The 19,456-nt window shown below is 49.0% G+C and carries 15 protein-coding genes; 6 read left to right on the top strand and 9 right to left on the bottom strand.

Annotation, left to right across the window (positions count from 1 at the left end; translation table 11 throughout):
- Positions 1-145 precede the first annotated feature (145 nt).
- The 5 genes from Syncc8109_RS11415 (at position 146) to Syncc8109_RS11425 (ending at position 9,667) form a co-directional block, all read left to right on the top strand.
- Positions 146-1,291: an acyltransferase gene (locus tag Syncc8109_RS11415; RefSeq protein WP_006851224.1), complete on the top strand. Its 1,146-nt coding sequence runs from the start codon at positions 146-148 to the stop codon at positions 1,289-1,291.
- Between the two features lie 316 nt (positions 1,292-1,607).
- Entirely contained in the window at positions 1,608-4,295 is a 2,688-nt protein-coding gene (locus Syncc8109_RS11420) for a Calx-beta domain-containing protein (RefSeq protein WP_006851623.1), read from the top strand.
- Between the two features lie 139 nt (positions 4,296-4,434).
- The gene (locus Syncc8109_RS13000; protein ID WP_255325695.1) at positions 4,435-4,563 is read left to right on the top strand and encodes a hypothetical protein; all 129 of its coding nucleotides are present in this window, start codon (positions 4,435-4,437) and stop codon (positions 4,561-4,563) included.
- Positions 4,564-4,568: 5 nt separating this feature from the next.
- A complete protein-coding gene (locus tag Syncc8109_RS00445) occupies positions 4,569-8,375 on the top strand; it encodes an S-layer family protein (protein WP_232202504.1) in 3,807 nt (1,268 codons plus the stop codon).
- A gap of 59 nt (positions 8,376-8,434) precedes the next feature.
- Positions 8,435-9,667 (top strand): glycosyltransferase family 4 protein, encoded by a 1,233-nt coding sequence (locus tag Syncc8109_RS11425; protein ID WP_006851446.1) that lies wholly within the window; start codon positions 8,435-8,437, stop codon positions 9,665-9,667.
- 31 nt (positions 9,668-9,698) lie between these two features.
- On the opposite strand, the gene Syncc8109_RS00455 is transcribed toward Syncc8109_RS11425, so the two are convergent.
- The 9 genes from Syncc8109_RS00455 to miaA form a co-directional block, all read right to left on the bottom strand.
- On the bottom strand, positions 9,699-9,887 hold the full coding sequence (locus Syncc8109_RS00455; protein ID WP_025362002.1) for a DUF6447 family protein: 189 nt from the start codon (positions 9,885-9,887) through the stop codon (positions 9,699-9,701).
- A gap of 128 nt (positions 9,888-10,015) precedes the next feature.
- A complete protein-coding gene (locus tag Syncc8109_RS11430) occupies positions 10,016-10,885 on the bottom strand; it encodes a class I SAM-dependent methyltransferase (protein ID WP_084213240.1) in 870 nt (289 codons plus the stop codon).
- Positions 10,882-12,228, bottom strand: coding sequence for an ABC transporter ATP-binding protein (locus tag Syncc8109_RS00465; protein ID WP_232202430.1), 1,347 nt, complete (start codon positions 12,226-12,228; stop codon positions 10,882-10,884). Before Syncc8109_RS00465 ends, Syncc8109_RS11430 begins: the two co-directional genes overlap by 4 nt.
- Positions 12,229-12,293: 65 nt before the next feature.
- Positions 12,294-13,100 carry an ABC transporter permease gene (locus Syncc8109_RS11435; protein WP_071823025.1) on the bottom strand — a complete coding sequence of 269 codons (807 nt, stop codon included), beginning with the start codon at positions 13,098-13,100 and terminating at the stop codon, positions 12,294-12,296.
- Positions 13,097-13,861 carry a serine O-acetyltransferase gene (gene cysE, locus Syncc8109_RS11440; RefSeq protein ID WP_071823026.1) on the bottom strand — a complete coding sequence of 255 codons (765 nt, stop codon included), beginning with the start codon at positions 13,859-13,861 and terminating at the stop codon, positions 13,097-13,099. Before cysE ends, Syncc8109_RS11435 begins: the two co-directional genes overlap by 4 nt.
- Positions 13,862-13,872: 11 nt before the next feature.
- The gene (locus Syncc8109_RS00470) at positions 13,873-14,874 is read right to left on the bottom strand and encodes a GntR family transcriptional regulator (protein WP_025362003.1); all 1,002 of its coding nucleotides are present in this window, start codon (positions 14,872-14,874) and stop codon (positions 13,873-13,875) included.
- 465 nt (positions 14,875-15,339) lie between these two features.
- A complete protein-coding gene (locus Syncc8109_RS00480) occupies positions 15,340-15,630 on the bottom strand; it encodes a hypothetical protein (RefSeq protein WP_232202431.1) in 291 nt (96 codons plus the stop codon).
- Positions 15,631-15,716: 86 nt separating this feature from the next.
- Positions 15,717-16,370, bottom strand: coding sequence for a translation initiation factor IF-3 (gene infC, locus Syncc8109_RS00485; RefSeq protein WP_006849735.1), 654 nt, complete (start codon positions 16,368-16,370; stop codon positions 15,717-15,719).
- Between the two features lie 57 nt (positions 16,371-16,427).
- The gene (gene miaA / locus Syncc8109_RS00490) at positions 16,428-17,327 is read right to left on the bottom strand and encodes a tRNA (adenosine(37)-N6)-dimethylallyltransferase MiaA (RefSeq protein ID WP_006849978.1); all 900 of its coding nucleotides are present in this window, start codon (positions 17,325-17,327) and stop codon (positions 16,428-16,430) included.
- A gap of 151 nt (positions 17,328-17,478) precedes the next feature.
- Here miaA and gyrB point away from each other — a divergent pair, with 151 nt between their 5' ends.
- Positions 17,479-19,446, top strand: coding sequence for a DNA topoisomerase (ATP-hydrolyzing) subunit B (gene gyrB / locus Syncc8109_RS00495; protein ID WP_006851864.1), 1,968 nt, complete (start codon positions 17,479-17,481; stop codon positions 19,444-19,446).
- The last annotated feature ends 10 nt before the right edge of the window (positions 19,447-19,456 follow it).

Genomic DNA, 19,456 nt, shown 5'->3' on the forward strand with positions numbered 1-19,456 from the left:
TCCGCTGTCTTTACCAGACTATGACTTGTCATACAGCCTCTGGGAAGGCCTCTTAGACTTTCACTTAATTGTGTTCCCTTGATTTTTCACGAGCCAATTTCGATACTTATTTTACAGCATTGAAAAACTAACACGTACCTGTCAGATGAATCGCAGTCGTTTACACCTCAATGGTCTTACAGGTCTGCGATTTATCGCAGCAATGGCCATTTTTGTATTACATGCGCGTAATCATGATCTTATCCCGGATTTTATTCTTTCAACATTTGACTTATCAAAATCCGTATCATTGTTTTTCGTTTTATCCGGTTTTGTAATTAGTTACGCATATAGTCATCGAAGTCCTTCTTTTGTGGGCTTCATTCGGGCACGGCTTGCTCGCATTTGGCCTGCAGCTGTATTATCGATCCTACTTGTAATTTTTCTTTTACCCCGTACTCTATATCTTCCAGCTCCTGATAGTGGTTGGTCAACATTCAGTATCCTACTCATTAGCTTGCTTGGGCTTCAAGCCTGGATACCAATACCTGCCTTTTACTTTTCCTTCAATGCTGTTCTTTGGAGTATCTCAGTTGAATTATTTTTTTATATATGCTTCCCTTTTCTTCGTAAGTTTTCTGTTGTGCGTCTGTTAGCTATTTTTGCTCTTCTTTTTATATCCATTCTTTCAATAGCGTCCTTCCTTGCATATTTTGAATCTCTATCATACGGCGTCAATGTCCATAATAATTTTGTTTGGCAGGGTTTGATATACATTAATCCTATATCACGACTTCCTGAATTTGTTTTGGGTATTATCGGTTGTCGCATCGTCTATTCGAATTCATTTTCTAAACTGTACGGAATATATAATCGAAAATCATCATATCATTTAAAAATGCTCTCAAAGGCCTCGTCGACTGTTTCTACCATATTATTTATCTATTTAATCTTTCATGGATATGACTGGGGTGCAACCGTTCCCGTTCAGCTAGTACTTAATCGTATGCTCTCATCAATGTGTTGTATTTTACTTATAACAGGTCTCGTGGCAAGTCAAGGCTTATTAGTACAGTTTCTCGAGCGTCCCTTCATGGCGGCTCTCGGTCAGGCCAGTTATGGGATGTATCTGTACCATCAACCCTTGATGATCCGAGCGGCTCAAGCTGGCGGTATCAAATTTGCTGGAATACAGATACTTCCCTCTGACTTTACTGCCGTTCTTGTATGGACCCTCATCCTCTCGTTTGTTAGCTATCGCTTTTTTGAGGAGCCATTGAATACATTTTTTCGTACCAATTATCAGGGCTAAATAAAGTTAAAGGTGCCGAAACCCGTGTTGTGCCAAGGCATCTGAGTTATTTCCACTTGTTTTTTCTGCCAGGTCCTGGGACGGTTACCTCCTCGCCTTTCATCGGAATTTTCCGCGAGACGCTTTGCTTGGTGTCCACTAGGGGTACTGACACTTGCAGGGCCCTCACTTGCATTTCGTCTCATCGAACGATATTATGTAGTCAATCTGCAGCCAGACGTGTCTGCGCTTGACAGAGGCTAGATGCCCCGAGGCATCTAAACCCAACTCGGGGCCTGCCCCATCAGCAAACGTTTAGCTCTTCCGGTCTCTCAACATGGCACTTGCAACTCCGCAAGCCGTTCAGCTCCTCAACCTTGCTTATTTTGGTCGCCCCGCTGATCCCGCGTCCCTGAGCGGTACTACTTCTTGGGTTGCTGCAGGGGCAACTCAGAGTCAAATTGTCGCAGCTTTTGTCCAGACCTCTGAGTATCAGACTGTCACTGTTACTCCCAACACAACGTCTGGTGAAATTGTCACCAAAAATCTAATTAATGCGCTGTATCAGCGTCTTGTTGGACGTGCAGCCGCCGATTCCGAAGTTACGGGTTGGACCAATGCAATTTCTTCTGGGGCTGTTAATCACGACTACCTCGGAATAACTCTTGTCAATGCGATCCTCAATCTCCCGGAAAGCACTGATATTCGCCAGGTAATGATGGCGAAAGTTGAGTCTGCTGACCTCTATAGCGACTATCTCGCTACAGATGCGGGTGACTTGTCAGCGTATTCAACGACAGCTGGTCTTGCTTCAGGTCGGGCTTTCAATGACTCGGTTTCAACCTCAACTCCTAAGACCGGCGAAGAGGTTAAGGCCGTTGCAGAACTTTTAGATACTCCTTCTACCTACACCCTCACTACAGCAGCTGCTTCTGCTGCTGAAGGTGACACTGTTACCTTCACACTTACTCTTAACGAGGCTCCTACAGAAGCCGTAATCGTTAACTACGTAACTGGTACTGGTACCGCTGGTACAGGTGATTACGCCTCCTCTTCTGGTTCGGTCACCTTTGCTGCAGGCCAACAAACGCAGTTCGTCACCGTCGCTACAACAGAGGACACTTCTGTTGAGTCGGATGAAACCTTCACCGTTACTTTCTCGGGTACGCGTCTTACTGGTTCAGTTGCTGCTACTGGCACCATCACAAATGATGATGTCGCTGTTGTAGCTCCTACTTACACTCTTTCTACATCTGCTGCCTCAGCGTCCGAGGGTGATGGAGTTACTTTCACTCTCACGCTTGACTCAGCTCCTACTGCAGACGTCGTAGTCAACTACGTAACTTCCAATGGAACTGCAGGTGCGTCTGACTACACCTCAACCTCCAGCTCAGTAACCTTCTCTGCTGGTCAGAAAACCAAATTTGTAACTATTCAGTCTACTGAAGATACGGCTGTAGAGCTTGATGAAACCTTCTCAATTACTTTCTCAGGTTCATCTCTCGCTGCGGATGTAACTGCCACTGGCACAATCACCAACGATGATTCTGCTGCACCTACTTACACACTGACCGTTGCTGACGTCTCGGCTGCTGAGGGTGATGCGGCAACCTTCCAGTTGACTCTCGACTCTGCACCTACTGAAGCAATTGTCGTTAATTATGCGACTGCTGCAGGTACTGCAGGAGCAACTGATTTCACATCTGCATCTAGCACCGTCACTTTTGCTGCTGGTCAGACAACTCAGTTCGTAACCATTCAGACAACTGAAGATACGGCTGTTGAGAGCAGTGAGACCTTCACGGTCAACTTCACTGGTTCGAGTCTTGCTGCGGCTGTTAGTGCAACTGGCACTATCACTAATGATGATACTGCGGTTCCCACTTACAGCCTTACTGTTGCTGATGTTTCGGCTGCTGAGGGTGATGTAGCAACCTTCCAGTTGACTCTCGACTCTGCACCAACGGAAGCGGTTGTTGTTAACTACACCACTGCTACTGGCACCGCAGCTACTACTGACTTCACAGAGGTAACTAGCTCCGTCACTTTCGCTGCTGGTCAGCAAACCAAGTTTGTCAACATCACAACCACTGAAGACACAACTTTCGAGACAGACGAAACCTTTACGGTCACATTCTCTGGTTCTACGCTTAACGCTTCGGTTTCTGCTACCGGCACCATCACTAATGATGATGCCGACCCGGCAACTGCTGCACAAACCCTCACCCTGACTACTGGGGCTGAGACTCTTACTGGTGCTGGTGGCGCTGACACCTTTGACGCTTCACTTTCTAACAGCCTTTCTGCCTTTGATAGCCTCACAGGTGGAGATGGCAACGACACTATTACTGCTGCTGTTAACAGCGCAGCAACGGTTGTTGTTGACACAACCAGCATTGAGCAATTCAATCTGACAGGTGGCGCAAATGGTGCAACTCTCAATATGGAGAGTGCTACCGGAGTTACAGGTATTAATTCCACTAACTCTCTTGCTGCCGTCACCCTAAATAATCTTCAGTCACTTCCAACAACGGTTGGTATCACATCACCAGCTGCTAATCAGACAACCACCCTCGATTTTGATGGTGCTGCACTGACTGGCACTACAGATGATCTCCAGATCAATCTTAGTGAAAGTAACAATCAAACTATTACTCTCACTCGCGATGCTGGCACTACCGAAAAAATAGAAACCGTTTCTATTAACAGTGCTTCTGAGGCCAATGTGATTGCCGACCTGCAGACTACAGGTGTTGGTACTACTGCACTTGAGTTAACAGGTTCTCAAAATCTTACTATCACAGCTGCGCTTGATAATGAGATTACAAGTGTTTCTGGTGGAACATTCACAGGCAATCTCACACTTACCGCTGGTACACCTGGTGTTGCTATTACAACTGGTACCGGAGCTGATGATGTCACTGGTGGAACTGGTGGAGACACCATCACTACTGGCGATGGAGCCGACACTATCTCTTCTGGTGGTGGCGCTGACAGTATCGTCAGTGGTGCTGGTATTGACTAAATCACTACCGGTACCGGTAATGACACCGTAGATGCCGGTTCAGGTGATGACGTTATTACTTCTTCTGGTGGTAACGACACCATCGCTGGCGGCATTGGTGCTGACACGTTTGTCTTTGCCACAACTATCCTGACTGCTGATGACACAGTTTCAGGCGGTGACGGGGATGACACCATCCGTTTTGGCGACAACACCACTGTTGTTGATGCTGCATTCACCAATGTCACTAGTGTCAAAACAATCACTGCTGCTGCTGATGACCAGTTGACATCTGTGACCATCGGTACTGAAGCTGCTGAAGCTGGTATCGATACTGTTACGTTCACCGATACCGCGAAAACTGATTCACTTGTTGTTGAAGCTGGTTTCACCAACAATTTGACAGTTAATCTTGACACCGATAACACTCAAGACAACTCGATTGTCGCCACCAATTACACCAAGGTGTTGACCGTCAACGCTCTTGATACTGATATCGATGACAATGTCACTACTATTACAGGCGGTACTGGAACTGCGGATGTTCTGAAAATTACCGCCTCCGGCGATACCATTGCCGCAGCTCAACTTGCTTCAGTTACTAAGGTCGAGAAGTTTGAAATTCTCACCAATAATGCAATTAATCTGACAATTCACGACAACAATGCTGTTGGAACTGGTGCAGCAGGCGATGAAACAATCACTGTTGATGCCTCTGCATTGACAACGGCTAACGCCACTATTAGTGCTGCAGCTGAGGACGATTCCAAAGTTGTAATTACCACAGGCGGTGGTGCAGACACCATTACTGGTTCTGCTTCTGCTAATCACGGTGACACCATCACCGCTGGTGATGGTAATGACGTTCTCAAATTCACGAATGCTGGTCTCACCGCAGCAGACTCAGTTGCTGGTGGTATCGGTACTGACACCATTGAATACACTGATGCGGCAGATGTCGTTGATGCTGATTTCACACTGGTCACAGGTGTTGAGACTATTACCACAACCGCTGGTATTCGGTTGACCAACCTTGTCCTGGGTGAAAAAGCTCTGGCTGCTGGAATCAATACTGTTACTTTTGCTGATACTGATGCTGTCGACAAAGTAACCGTTGGAGCCGCTTTCACCCGAGACCTTGAGGTTGATCTCCGTGCTGATACTGGTGCTGGTCAATCGATCATCGCCACTAACTACACTGGTTCGCTGACAGTTGATCTGACTGATTCCTTCATTGACAACGACGGAGCAGCCGGTCTCACCACAATTACCGGTGGCACAGGCACTGACACCATGAATGTCACTGCCTCTGGATCAGCTATTGCTGCTGCCGATATGGCACAGATCACCAAGGTTGAAAACATTGTTGTTGACTCTGGACTTACTAGTGCCTTCGGACTAACACTTTCTGACAACAATGCTGTTGGAACTGGTGCAGCTGGTGATGAAACCATCACCGTTAATGCTTCCGCCCTCACAACAGGTGTCGCAACTATCGACGCATCCGCTGAAGACGATGCAAAAGTTGTTATCAACACTGGTGGAGCAAACGACTTTATTACTGCTTCTACATCCGCCAACAATGGTGACACCATCACAGCTGGTGCTGGCGATGACATCATTTACTTCGGAAACGGCGATCTAACTGCAGCAGACAGTGTCGGTGGTGGTGCTGGAGCCAACACTATTCAGTTCACGGAAGATTCAACAGTTGCTGATGCAGCATTCACGCTCGTCACGAATGTGCAGACTCTGCAAACAACTGACGACAAGATGTTTACTGCTCTCACCTTGGGGGCAGCTGCCATGGCCGCAGGTGTCACCACTGTCAACCTGAGAGGTACTGCTGGTGGTGATGCTGATGTTGTGACGGTTGGTGCTGGCTTTACTAGTGCTCTTACCGTTGATTTCGACGCTGATGATGCTGTCGCTAACAAAGTCGATGCCACTAATTACACCGGGGCCTTGACCATCACAGCCGCTGATAGCGACTTGGATGATGAAAATGCCGCTGGTGTTGCGACTATTACCGGTGGCTCTGGTTCTGACACAATCGCAATCACTGTTGGCGGCAACGCTATTGCTGCTGCTGACCTTGCATCAGTCACTAAGGTTGAGACGATCCAGATTGTTGGCACGACAGCCAATGCCGACATCACTCTCAATAACAACAACGCGACCTACACCCACGAAGCATTGTTCGAAACCATCACTATTGATGGTTCTAGCTTGACCACTGGTGTTCTTACTCTTGACGCTTCCGCTGAGGTTGACGGCAAAGTTGTGATTATTGGTGGTGCTGACAACGATGTCATCACCGCTGATGCATCAGCCAACGTTGGTTCTAATATCACCGCTGGAGCTGGTACAGATACCATTCACATCTCAGCTGATGGTGTTTTAACCAATATCGACACCATTGCTGGTGGTGACGGTGCTGACACAATGAGTTTCTCTGCAAACTCAACAGTTACTGATGCTCACTTTGCAAATGTCTCAAGTATTGAGACTTTGACTGGTGCCAACAACATCGAATTCACTTCATTGACTCTTGGCTCAAATGCCCAGACAACCAATGTTTCAACGGTGACATTCGCTGGTAATACGGCAAGTTCTCTAACCGTCTCCAACGGTTTTACCAACACCCTTACTGTTAATTCCACAACTACAGCGGGTCAAAGTGACAACATTGATGGCTCTGCAGCAGCTGCAGCTATTCAAGTTGTTTCCGCAGCTGCCAACATTGCAGCAGGCGATACCATCAAAGGTGGTACAGGTACAAGCGACAAACTGACAATTACTGCTGACGACGGTACTGCAACCACCACTCTTATGACTGGTGTTGAGAACATCACTGTCGCCTATGCAGCTAACAAGGATGTCAGTATCACCATGGGTGCCAACAACACCCAAATCGCATCAGGTTCGACCCTGACCGTCGATGCTTCTGCAATGACGGAAACCGATGAGATTCTTACCTTCACAGGTAATGCAGCGGAAACTGACGGTCTCCTGAATATCACTGGTTCTTCAGGTGCAGACGTCATTACAGATGCTGGTGCCGCTGACACCATTTCAGGCGGAGCGGGTGCTGACACCATTACTGCTGCAGCAGGTGCCGACTCCATCGTTGGAGGTGCAGGCGCAGACAGCATCACAGGTGGTGCTGGAGCTGACACTCTTACCGGTGGAACTGAGGCTGACATCTTCGTCTACACAGCTGTTGCTCAGTCGAACTCTTCAGCCACTGACACCATCACTGACTTCACCAGTGGTGCTGACAAGTTGAATATCACCTTGGATTACAGCGGTCTCGGTGCAGGCTCTCATGCAACAGTTAATGCAACTGTTGTTACTGCAGCAGCTGGCATTACCGCAGTACAAGCTGCTCTCTCTGCTGAGAGAGGTCAGTACATTCATGACACAACCAACAACAAGCTCTACGTCAATGTCAATGATGACAATCTGATTACTACACTTGATTATCAGATTGCTACCACCACAGCAGCCGCTGACGGTGACATTAACTTCACCATCTCTGGTGGTGCTGGTAATGACACAATCACTGCAGGCGGTGGTGCAGATACGATCACTGGTGGTGCTGGAACTGACAGCATCACTGCTGGTGATGGTGCTGACACCATTATCCGCAACGGTGACGGTACTACTGATGGCTATGACATTGTCACCTTCGTTGTTGCCGATGACATCATCGACTTCACTACTAATGGAGCAAAGGTTAACGGCACTGCTGTAACTGCTTACAACGAAGGTGCACTGGGCGCTATGGGTGCTACACACGCTTTCACAGCCTTCAGTGACAACATCACCGTTGCAAACTCACTTACTGGTCCAACTGAAGCCGAGATTGAAACCTACCTGGGCGCTACGGCGGTCTTCCAGAATGGTGCAACCGGTGATGCCCAGTACGTTGCGGCTGACAACGGCACCGACACCTTCATCTTCTACATCGAAGAGGGTGCTGATGGTACCAACAAGCAGTTTGACGCTGCAGACGACATTGGTTACGCCATGATGCGCCTGGTTGGTGTTGATGATGCGACCTCTCTGTCTGCTGCTAACTTCGCTGACTTCACCTGATCTCCCTTCCATATTTTCCCCTCCGTAAGGAGGGGTTTTTTTTTGTCCTGTCTATCCCTATGAACATTCTTTTTGTTCATCAAAACTTCCCTGCACAGTTTAAATTTCTTGCTCCTGAACTTGTTCGTCAAGGACACAAGGTTTTTGCACTTACTCTTCGTCCTGGTCTCGGGAAGACTTTATCGGGTGTCCGGATTATTTCATATCACCCATCGAGGTCAAGTTCTGACACTATTCATCCGTGGATAGCTGACTTAGAAACCAAGGTGATTCGGGGTGAGGCGTGTCTCCGGCGTTGTCTTGAACTTAAGGATTCCGGTCTAATACCTGACTTAATCATTGCTCATCATGGGTGGGGTGAGCCCATGTTTCTTAAAGAGGTTTGGCCATCATCAATCCTTGCCCTCTATTGTGAATTCTTTTATAACACTTCTGGATTTGATTATGGCTTCGACAGCGAGTTTTCAAGTAAATCGATCGAATCTATTTGCAAATTACGCCTGAAGAACCTTAATAACACTCTTCACTTCGATATAGCCGATGCAGGTCTATCCCCCACACAATTTCAAGCTAATTCTTTCCCTCAGCAATTTCGTTCTAAAATTTCCGTTATACATGACGGTATTGATACTGCCCGTATCAAGCCTAATCCTTCTATAAAGCTAACACTCAATGAAAGTTTGCTTCTAACTAATAGAGACGAAGTTATCACGTTTGTAAATAGGAATCTTGAGCCATATCGTGGATTTCATATTTTTATGCGCACGCTTCCAAAGATACTAAAAGATCGTCCTACAGCACATGTTCTTATTGTTGGCGGAGACGGTGTTAGTTATGGTGCTAAGCCTAATTCAGATCTTTCATGGAAGCAGATATTTATTAATGAAGTTCGTCCTCATATTTCCGACTCTGATTGGGATCGAGTTCATTTTCTCGGTAACCTCCCCTATACAACCTTCATTGGTCTTTTACAGTTATCTACTGTTCATATATATCTTACTTACCCCTTCGTTCTTTCATGGAGTCTTTTAGAGGCTATGAGTGCCGGCTGTTCTATTATCGCTAGTGATACAGAGCCAGTTAGGGAAGTCATCGAACACGATAGAACTGGTCTTCTTGTTGATTTTTTTGATCAAGATGCTTTGTCTAGCGAGATCTGTAGTCTCCTCGACAACCATTCCAAACGTCAGCAAATTTCATCTAACGCGCGCAGTTATGCTATTGATAACTACGATATTATTAAAGTTTGTTTGCCTAAGCAAGTATCTTGGGTAAATTCACTGCTCAGTTGAGTGCAAACTATTTATTCTTTGTGTTGTTTGCTCACCCCTTTTCTAAAGTCTCCTTCAACGCCACCACGTACGCCCTTTCTGCAGTCTTGTAGACGGCAATCTGCGCTTCTAATCTTTTCTGTTCTCCCTGTACAAATTGTAGGCTAATCAGAGTAGCCTTAGATTCTTCACTCATATTCTCTGTCATATATTCTTTTCCGTCGATGTTGATAACTGCCATTTTTTTCGAATTCAAACTTCTATTATTGTATCCTTTGCTTTACCTGTCGTCTTCCATGTTTACCCTGTCTTCAAGATGTGTAATATAATATCTGTCCTTTGCTTTTGAATTTCTTGAAATCATTAAACTTAGTTTCTGATATTTCCAATTGCACGGATCACCTTTCTAATTCCTCTGTACAGTAGACCCTTTTTGTATATTTCCGCCACTTTCTGTAATTCTATCAACCGCTGTCTTAATTCATCGTTCTGGGCCATAAGTGCTTGTTCCATTTCTTTTTTCGTTGCCAGCTCTTTGTCTGACGCTTGTAGAAGGTCCTTTGTCCTTCTTAGTTCATCCAATAGCCATCCCTTAGTTTTTAGAACGGGTAATGATTTTGCCAGTTCATCATGCCACTCTGGCTTTGAATTTGTTTTTGTTGCAATTGCTAGCCCATGCCCATTCATCATTTCTATGCATTCAAAACTTCCTTCAGTTTTTATTTCTTCCCAAAGTTTCCATACACCAAAGTCTGCTTCCCTTACATTCCAATCATGAAACATAATTGAACCACCCTTTCTTAACTTACTTCGCCATGTTTCATAATCGTGTTTAACTGCTTCGTATGTATGTAACCCATCAATATGAATCAAGTCGATTGTATTATCATCGAAATGTGCGGCCGCATCGTCAAAACTTGATCTGATTAATCTTCCTCTTGATTTGTGTTTGGTATTAAAATGCTGACTTACTTTTTCATACACCTCATTGCCGTAAAAGCCTGCTTGACTGTCGCCCTCCCATGTATCAACTGCATAGCAAAAGGTATCTTTTGAAAATATCTCGGCTGATTCGCAAAAACTAAAGAATGATACGCCATAGTGTGTACCTAATTCCACTACTAGTTTTGGTTTTAGTCTCTTTATTATCCAATGTGCGACTGGCACATGCTCCCACCAGGAAGATGGAGCATCGTATCGAGGAATTAATTCTAAACTATCTGTATATTCTTCCTTCATACTTTTTCAATTTCAATTGCGTGCATTGGTACACCTGCTAGTCCTGCAGCAATGCTAGTACATCGTGAGTGCAACACTATTGCATCATTCAACCAATGAAGTATTTCATGATTGCTTTGAGAGCCCGATGCCAATGCCGTGGTTATTGAATAGTCACCTTGACTTAACAACGGTAGCGTAAATATAAACTTAGTTTTTATAATATCTCCTTTTGCCGCATTTTTAATAACTCCTGAGCTTATTGCATTCAATGTGTTATCACCGAGTAATGTTAAGCCTTTATTATTCTTTAATATAAATCCAGTAATTAAGTTTTCTACTTCTTCTTCCGCCCTGCAGATTATTACCAATTCAACAATCTCTCCGCCTAATATTGTTTCTATTTGACCGTTTTTTTCATGGTTTTTTATGAGAATTTCTATTATTTTTGCTTTTTTCCCTCCATAGCTTTCTTTACTTGTTATGTCATCGCCTATATTTGAAATCTCTATTCGGTTGGCATATTTGCTTGCATTTATGACTTCCTTTCTGTAATCACTCCATTTTAATCTTTCAATATTCTCTTGTTGATTTTCATAACCTATTCCAAGTGAGTCTAATCTATTAGAGTCTTGTGGATATCCATTGATGTTATCGTTTAAATCTCTCTCCTCTTCGTTATCACTTTGGAGTTGCTTTGTGTACACTTCCATCACTTCCTTTGGTGTTCCTATAGCCGTATTCTTCCCATCCTTCAATAGTAACGCTTGATCGCATAGACTTAACACAGCATTTGCGTCATGACTAACAAAAATAAGGGTTCCGTCTTTCCTAAACCTCTCAATAAATCTCATGCATTTTTGCGTGAAAAATGCATCACCTACTGATAACGCTTCGTCCACGATTAAAATATCGGCATCTACATTTGTTATTATTGAAAAAGCTAATCGTACGACCATCCCGCTGGAGTAAGTCTTTGTTGGCTCGTCTATAAAGTCTCCGATTTCCGAGAATTTTACTATCGCGTCAAATCTCTCATCTATTTGTTTTTTACTAAGGCCAAATAAAGTTGCGTTCAGATATATATTTTCTCTTCCTGTAAATTCGGGGTTAAATCCACTTCCAAGCTCGAGTAGTGCTGCAACCTTGCCTTTTACTTGCACACTTCCTTGAGTAGGACTGACAATTCCGCAAATTATCTGAAGCAAAGTGCTTTTACCGCTCCCGTTTTTTCCGATTATTGCTAAAGCAGTACCTTTGCTGACTTCAAATGAAATATCTTCAAGCGCAATAAATTCCTTATAGTACCGTTTATTCTGACCATTGATTATCTGTTTAAGTCTCGCTGCTTTGCTTTTGTACAATTTAAAGCTTTTTCCCACATTGCTCAATCTTACGACTGTATTCTTTTGTGCATTATTATTATTTATCATAGTATATCAGCCAGTGATTTCTGCGATTTTTTTAAGATATTAAAGCACAGCTGGCACCATATAGCCGATACTATAATCTCTATTATCAATTTGTCTATATTTGGTAATTCACCTGCAATGACTACGCTCCTTGTGCTTTCTATTACTGTAGCTAGCGGATTTATTTTTGCTAGCCATTGTAATTTATCTGGTAACAATGAACTTGGATAGAATATTGGGCTTAAAAACATCAGCATGCTCACGGCTGCATTTATTACTTGTGGTGTATCCTTAATAATTACTCCAATCCAACATAGCATCCAGCTCAGTCCTAAACACCCAAAAATCAACGGTAACCACACGACAGGCAGTGCAAACATTGTATTTGATATTCTTCCATCTAGGATTAACTTGCCAACTATTAATATTATGGTGCTCATTGCCCCATGTATCAAAGCGCTTCCTGTTACCATTCCTCCAAGCGTATGTATTGGGAATATTACCTTCTTTACAAAGTTTGGATTACTAGTAATTAGCGTTGGTGCTTTAGTGGCGCATTCTGCGAAAATATTGAATACAATTAGTCCTGCAAATAAGTTCAAGGCAAATGTTATCGGACTGTCTTCCCCCGAGCCTCCTCCCCATTTCGCTCTAAATACTTGCGAGAATACTAGTGTGTAAACACTCAGCATCATTATAGGATTTACGACTGTCCACAAAATTCCTAGTATTGATCCTTTGTACCTTCCATATATATCCCGCAAAATTAATTGTTTCAATATTCTTCTGTTTTTTATCAGATATCCTGCAAAGTTGTAATTCATCCTTGCCCTCTTTCCTTTTCTTCCACATCGCCAAGTAATTCCAATATTTCTCTGTCTCTTAGATTTTGGCTTTCTCCATTCAAATTTCGTGTGGCTTCCTGCCCTTTGTTTGTTGGTTCTAACTGCCTATTTAAATTTGCCATGCCGTTTTCAAGCTCATCTATCCGCTGCATTAGATTTCTTATTATTGAAGCTTCAGCGTCTGGCAGGGCTGAGTGCGCTAACGGGTTGACTCGTGCGCCGCTTTGATGCACTACTCTGCCTGGAATCCCTACAACTGTACAGTCAGCGTCTACATTCTTTACTACTACAGACCCTGCTCCGATTCTTGTGTTCGAGCCGATAGTGATCGCCCCTAATATTTTGGCTCCTGCTCCGACCACAACATTCTCTGCCAGTGTTGGGTGCCGTTTGCCGTGATCCTTACCCGTTCCTCCTAGCGTTACTCCTTGATATAAAAGGCATCTTTCGCCTACTTCTGCAGTTTCCCCTATTACCACTCCCATGCCGTGGTCTATAAATACGCTATGCCCAATGCGAGCCCCCGGGTGAATTTCAATTCCCGTCAGTGATCGTCCAATTTGACTCAGGCACCGTGCCATGAGTTGTAGTGGTAGACGGCTATTCCATAAACGGTGGCTCAACCGATGTAGGAAGATTGCCTGAAAGCCTGGATAGCAACATACTATTTCCATCCAGCCACGGGCAGCAGGATCACGCTCGCGAATGATTGCGAGGTCGGCACGTATGTGATCAAACATTGCAGAGGGTTTCAGCTGTCGTCGTTTTGTGTCTGTAGTCCTATCTCCTTTCGAAGTTGATTAATCGTATCGGCGCTTAGGTAGTTTTCTGCGCAGTGCACCTGTGGCATTCGCATTAATTGGGACCTGTTTTGTCGCAGGCATTGTTCTACAAGGGGCTGGCTTGGCCGATCACACAGCACATGGCTTGAGGCCCTCAGTAGGGCTAGTAGGCGGCTCCCAATATCTGGGGTGGCGGTCATCAGCAGCAATTCGTTGCCGCGCATCGAATGGAGAATTACTTCCGCAGCTCTCAGGATACCGGGGCTAATGCTTACTAGGCCGACACAGCTGCCTGGTCGCAGCTCTTTCAGCATGGCCAACTCGTCCCGAAAATCATTTAGATCTACGGCCACGGCCCTCACACCGTGTTTTTTTGCAAGTTCCTCCATTGGTTGGAGGAAGTATCGGCTCGTCACCACAGTCCCATTGCTGGAATTTTCAAGTACGGTTTCCAGTTCTTCCATGGGCACCACTTCCACCGGTACGTTTACACACGGTTGGAGTTCTTCGGCAATCAGCATCGAGGCGCCGATGTCTTCCCTGGGTGTGCTGACCAGCACCCGAGCGCCGCAGCGGAGGCGCCAGTCGATCTCCCGTGTAAGCAGCTCGCGAGTCTGCTGCAGAGTGCATCCAGCATTGAGTAGGCCGTCTACGCATTTTCGTACTTCACGGTCGAGGTCGGTCACTCCTCGATTGCGGATGTGTGGCGGGGTTTTTATCTCCCGCAATTTTTGTTGATCCCGTACGTAAATTCCAGAGCCGGCCATTGCTTCCACCACGCCATCGGTTTCCAGTTGGCGGTACACCTTGCTGATCGTGTTCCGGTGTAACCCGGTCTGCATCGCCAGCTGGCGGGTGCTCGGTAGTCGATGTCCTGGCGGGTAGTGCCGCGCTGCAATGGCGAAACAAATCTGGTTGTAAAGCTGCGTCGAGGCCGGTATGTCGCTTTCCTGCTGGATATGAAATCGCACGCCGATGGGACAGGTCGGAATGCGGCCACCATACGGACCGATTCGTCTGGTGACAATTGGGTGTGTGTCCTGTGAGCCTGTGACAATTCCCAACTCGCAGCACCTTTGCCGGCTTTGCCTGGCTGATATCGCTGTGTCACTGCGCTGTTGGCGTGCAAAGCCCTCAGACAATGCGAACGAAAATAATACGATAACGTGTTAGTTGCGTGTTTATATCGTTCTTTTCTAGTTTTTGGGGCTTAATGTCTGGGTCCACAGCGTTGTCGATTGCCTGACTGTTCGCGGCCATCCGGCTCAGGCAGGCCCCTTGTTTGACCGCACGGAGACTGATTTGTAGTTGGCTAACAAAGCGTCCGATCTGGCTTAAGGGCAACGCCACAAAAGCTCAACTACTGCCGAAAATGCTCTTGGTGGTGTCGCCCCAGCGCTCAGCTGGTTGCAAGCCCGTTACCCGTGAGTGGCCATTCATCCCGTGGTGTTCTGCTCCGGTAGGCAGGCCGCTTTTTTGGTCTTCACGTTGCCCTGTATTAAGTAGGTCTTCGATTTATCCGCGCAGGTGTCATTTGGACTCGGCCAGGCGAGGGCGAGCCTTCCTTGAATTTGTTGCCTGAGATCAAGGCGCGGCCCACCTGTGTGTTCTGCGCAGCAGACCGTCTGATCCTCGCCAAGGATCGCGAAGCGGTAGTGGATGACCTGAGGAAGGTCGATTCCACTGGGCCGCGCTAGCGCTTTGTGGAGTTTTCCGTTGCCGACCACGGTTTCATGTGCGATGCCCCCAGCAGACTCCATCCCGAGGCCTTAGTCCAGGGCTGGCACCTGCTGCTGGGTGACGAGCGTTTGTTTCAGCCCCGGGGGCTGGTCACTTTGGCAGCAGTGGGTTTTGGCGGTGCCGGGATGGTGCGTACGGCCTTGTTGGCGGCCTGCTCCTTTTCCTCCTTCTTCACCAGCGGCGTTTTGCGAGGGGTGAGGAACATGATCATGTTGCGTCCCTCGCGCTTGGGCGCTTGCTGGATTTCCGCCTTTTCCTCGAGATCCTTGGCCATCCGCCGCAGCAGGGTTTCGGCAAGCGCTGTGTGCTGGATCTCAAGGCCCCGGAAGATCACGGTGCACTTCACCTTGTCGCCCGCCTTGAGGAAGCGCTGGGCCTGACCGATCCGCACGTCGTAGTCGTGCTGATCGATCTTGTAGCGCATCTTGACCTCCTTAACTTCGGTCTGGTGCGACTTCTTCTTGGCCTCTTTGGCTTTCTTTTCCTGCTCGAACTTGAACTTGCCGTAGTCCATGATCCGGCAGACCGGTGGGTCAGCCTTTTCGCTCACCAGCACCAGATCCAGTTCCCGGTCGCTGGCCACATCCAGGGCTTCTTCGCGGCTGATCACGCCCAGCTGAGCGCCGTCTGAGTCGACCACCCGCAACTGGGGGTAGTTGATCCGGTCGTTGATGTTGGGCAGCTCCCGAACCGGGGCACGACGGTCAAAACGGGGACGTGGGGGCATTCAGGCGGTGACGGGGACAGGTGCAGACAACTTCGATGATTACAACGTCTGCATCCTTCACCTTAGATGTTGTTCGATCAACGTCATGGCATCCGTCAGGGTTGGCTGGTCGGATAGCCAATGGGGGTTGTGCTGACGCCGGAACCAGGTGCGTTGGCGTTTGGCGAACTGTCGGGTGCGTTGGCTGGTGATTTGCACTGCATCTGCAGTGTTCAGGCTGCCGCTCATTACCTGCAGCGCTTCGCCGTAGCCGATGGTCTGCAGCAGCGGCAGATCAGCGCCGTAGCGCTCGCTCAGGCGCCGGGTCTCGTCCACCAGCCCATCGCGGTAGAGCTGTTCGGTGCGTTGCTGGATGCGCTGGCGCAGGTTGGCGGGGTTGAGGCCTAGTTCCAGCACCCGCCAGGGCGGAGGCGTGGCTGTGGCTTGACGACTCATTGGTTGCCCGGAGGCGTAGAACACCTCCAGGGCCCGCTGGGTGCGCACGGCATCAGCCGGGGCGATTTTGACGGCAGCCTCGGGGTCGGCAGCCTGCAGCAGGGCGTGGCAGATGCCTTGGCCCAGGGCCGTCAGCTGCTGGCGCAGTTGTGGCTGAGGGGCTACTGCCGGAGGTTGAAGGCCACCGGTGAGAGCTTTGAGGTAGAGGCCGCTGCCGCCCACCAGCAGGGCGACACCCCGCTGCTCCAGTTCACGGGCGATGCAGGGATTGGCTTCCGCCTGGAACTCCTGCAGGGTGATCGGTTGGTCCGGTGGCCGCAGATCCAAAAGGTGGTGCGGCACCCGTGCCTGCTGCTCCGCCGTCGGCTTGGCGGTGCCCAGGTCCATCTCCTGGTAAAGCTGGCGGGAATCCACGTTGATCACCGGTAGATCCAGCCGTTCGGCGATGTCCAGCGCCAGGGCGGTTTTGCCGCTGGCGGTGGGCCCGAGCAGGGTGATCACCAGGGGATGGGAGCTGTTCAAAGGGTGAGGGGGTGCAGCCCGGCTTGGAATGGTCTCTGAGAGGCCTCTGCAAGCCTCTATAGACAGCCGGTGGTAGATTGACATTGTCAGGTCGAGGTTTAGAGCCGTTGCGCCCGCCCATGACCCGGTTTCCTGGCTTGAGACTTTCTGAATGAGCGACGCTTCCAAGGTCCAGAACGCCTACGGCGCTGAGCAGATTCAGGTGCTGGAGGGGCTTGAGCCCGTTCGCAAACGCCCTGGCATGTACATCGGCTCCACTGGGCCGCGGGGTTTGCACCATCTGGTGTACGAAGTTGTTGATAACTCGGTTGACGAAGCCCTAGCTGGCCATTGCGACCGCATTCTTGTGGTGCTCGGTGAAGATGGCTCCGCCGCGGTGAGCGACAACGGCCGCGGCATCCCCACCGACGTGCACCCCCGGACGGGCAAGAGCGCCTTGGAGACGGTGCTCACCGTGCTCCACGCCGGCGGCAAGTTTGGCGCCGGTGGTTACAAGGTGTCCGGCGGCCTGCACGGCGTCGGCGTGTCCGTGGTGAACGCCCTGAGTGAATGGGTGCAGGTGACGGTGCGCCGACAGGGCCAGGTGCATCGCCAGCGTTTTGAGCGCGGTGCTGCGATCGGGGAATTGGCGTCGGAGTCGCAGCCTGCAGCCGAGTCCGGCGAGACCGGCACCACCGTCTGCTTCAAGCCTGACCTTGAAATCTTCACCGGCGGCATCGTTTTCGATTACGCCACCCTTTCGGCCCGACTTCGGGAACTGGCTTACCTCAACGGTGGCGTTCGGATCGTGTTCCGCGATGAGCGGGAGTCGGCCCGGGATGAGGAAGGCAAACCCCATGAGGAGACCTACTTCTACGAAGGCGGCATCAAGGAATACGTCGCCTACATGAACAAGGAGAAGGATGCCCTTCACCCCGAGATCATCTACGTGAATTCGGAGAAGGATGGCGTTCAGGTTGAGGCTGCTCTGCAGTGGTGCTCCGACGCCTATTCCGACAGCATTCTTGGCTTTGCCAACAACATCCGCACCGTGGATGGCGGCACCCACATCGAGGGCCTGAAGACGGTGCTCACCCGCACCCTCAACGCCTTCGCCAAGAAGCTGGGCAAACGCAAGGAATCCGATTCCAACCTGGCGGGGGAGAACATCCGGGAAGGCTTGACGGCGGTGCTCTCGGTGAAGGTGCCGGAACCGGAATTTGAGGGTCAGACCAAGACCAAGCTCGGCAACACCGAGGTGCGCGGCATTGTCGACAACCTGGTGGGTGAAGCCCTCAGCCAGTTCCTCGAGTTCAATCCCTCCGTGATCAGCCTGATCCTGGAGAAGGCGATCCAGGCGTTCAATGCCGCTGAAGCCGCCCGCCGGGCCCGCGAACTGGTGCGGCGCAAGAGCGTGCTGGAGAGCTCAACCCTGCCCGGAAAACTGGCCGACTGCAGCTCCCGCGACCCCGGCGAATCCGAGATTTACATCGTGGAGGGCGACTCCGCTGGTGGCTCCGCCAAGCAGGGTCGCGACCGTCGCTTCCAGGCGATCCTGCCGCTGCGGGGCAAGATCCTCAACATCGAGAAGACCGACGACGCCAAGATCTACAAGAACACGGAGATCCAGGCGCTGATCACGGCCCTGGGCCTGGGCATCAAGGGTGAGGACTTCGACGTGAAGAACCTCCGTTACCATCGGGTCGTGATTATGACCGACGCCGACGTGGACGGCGCCCACATCCGCACCCTGCTGCTCACCTTCTTCTACCGCTACCAGAAGGAGCTGGTGGAGGGCGGTTATATCTACATCGCCTGCCCGCCGCTCTACAAAGTGGAGCGCGGCAAGAACCACACCTATTGCTACAACGAGGGCGATCTTCAGAAGACCCTTGAGGGCTTCGGAGAGAAGGCCAACTACACGATCCAGCGCTTCAAGGGTCTTGGCGAAATGATGCCCAAGCAGCTCTGGGAAACCACCATGGATCCCACCACGCGCACGATGAAGCGGGTGGAGATCGAGGATGCCATCGAGGCCGATCGCATCTTCACGATCCTGATGGGCGACAAGGTGGCGCCCCGCCGGGAATTCATCGAAACCCACAGCGCCGAGCTGGACATGGCAGCCCTCGACATTTGATGGGGGGTGT

It is taken from the genome of Synechococcus sp. WH 8109, assembly GCF_000161795.2.
Taxonomy (GTDB): domain Bacteria; phylum Cyanobacteriota; class Cyanobacteriia; order PCC-6307; family Cyanobiaceae; genus Parasynechococcus.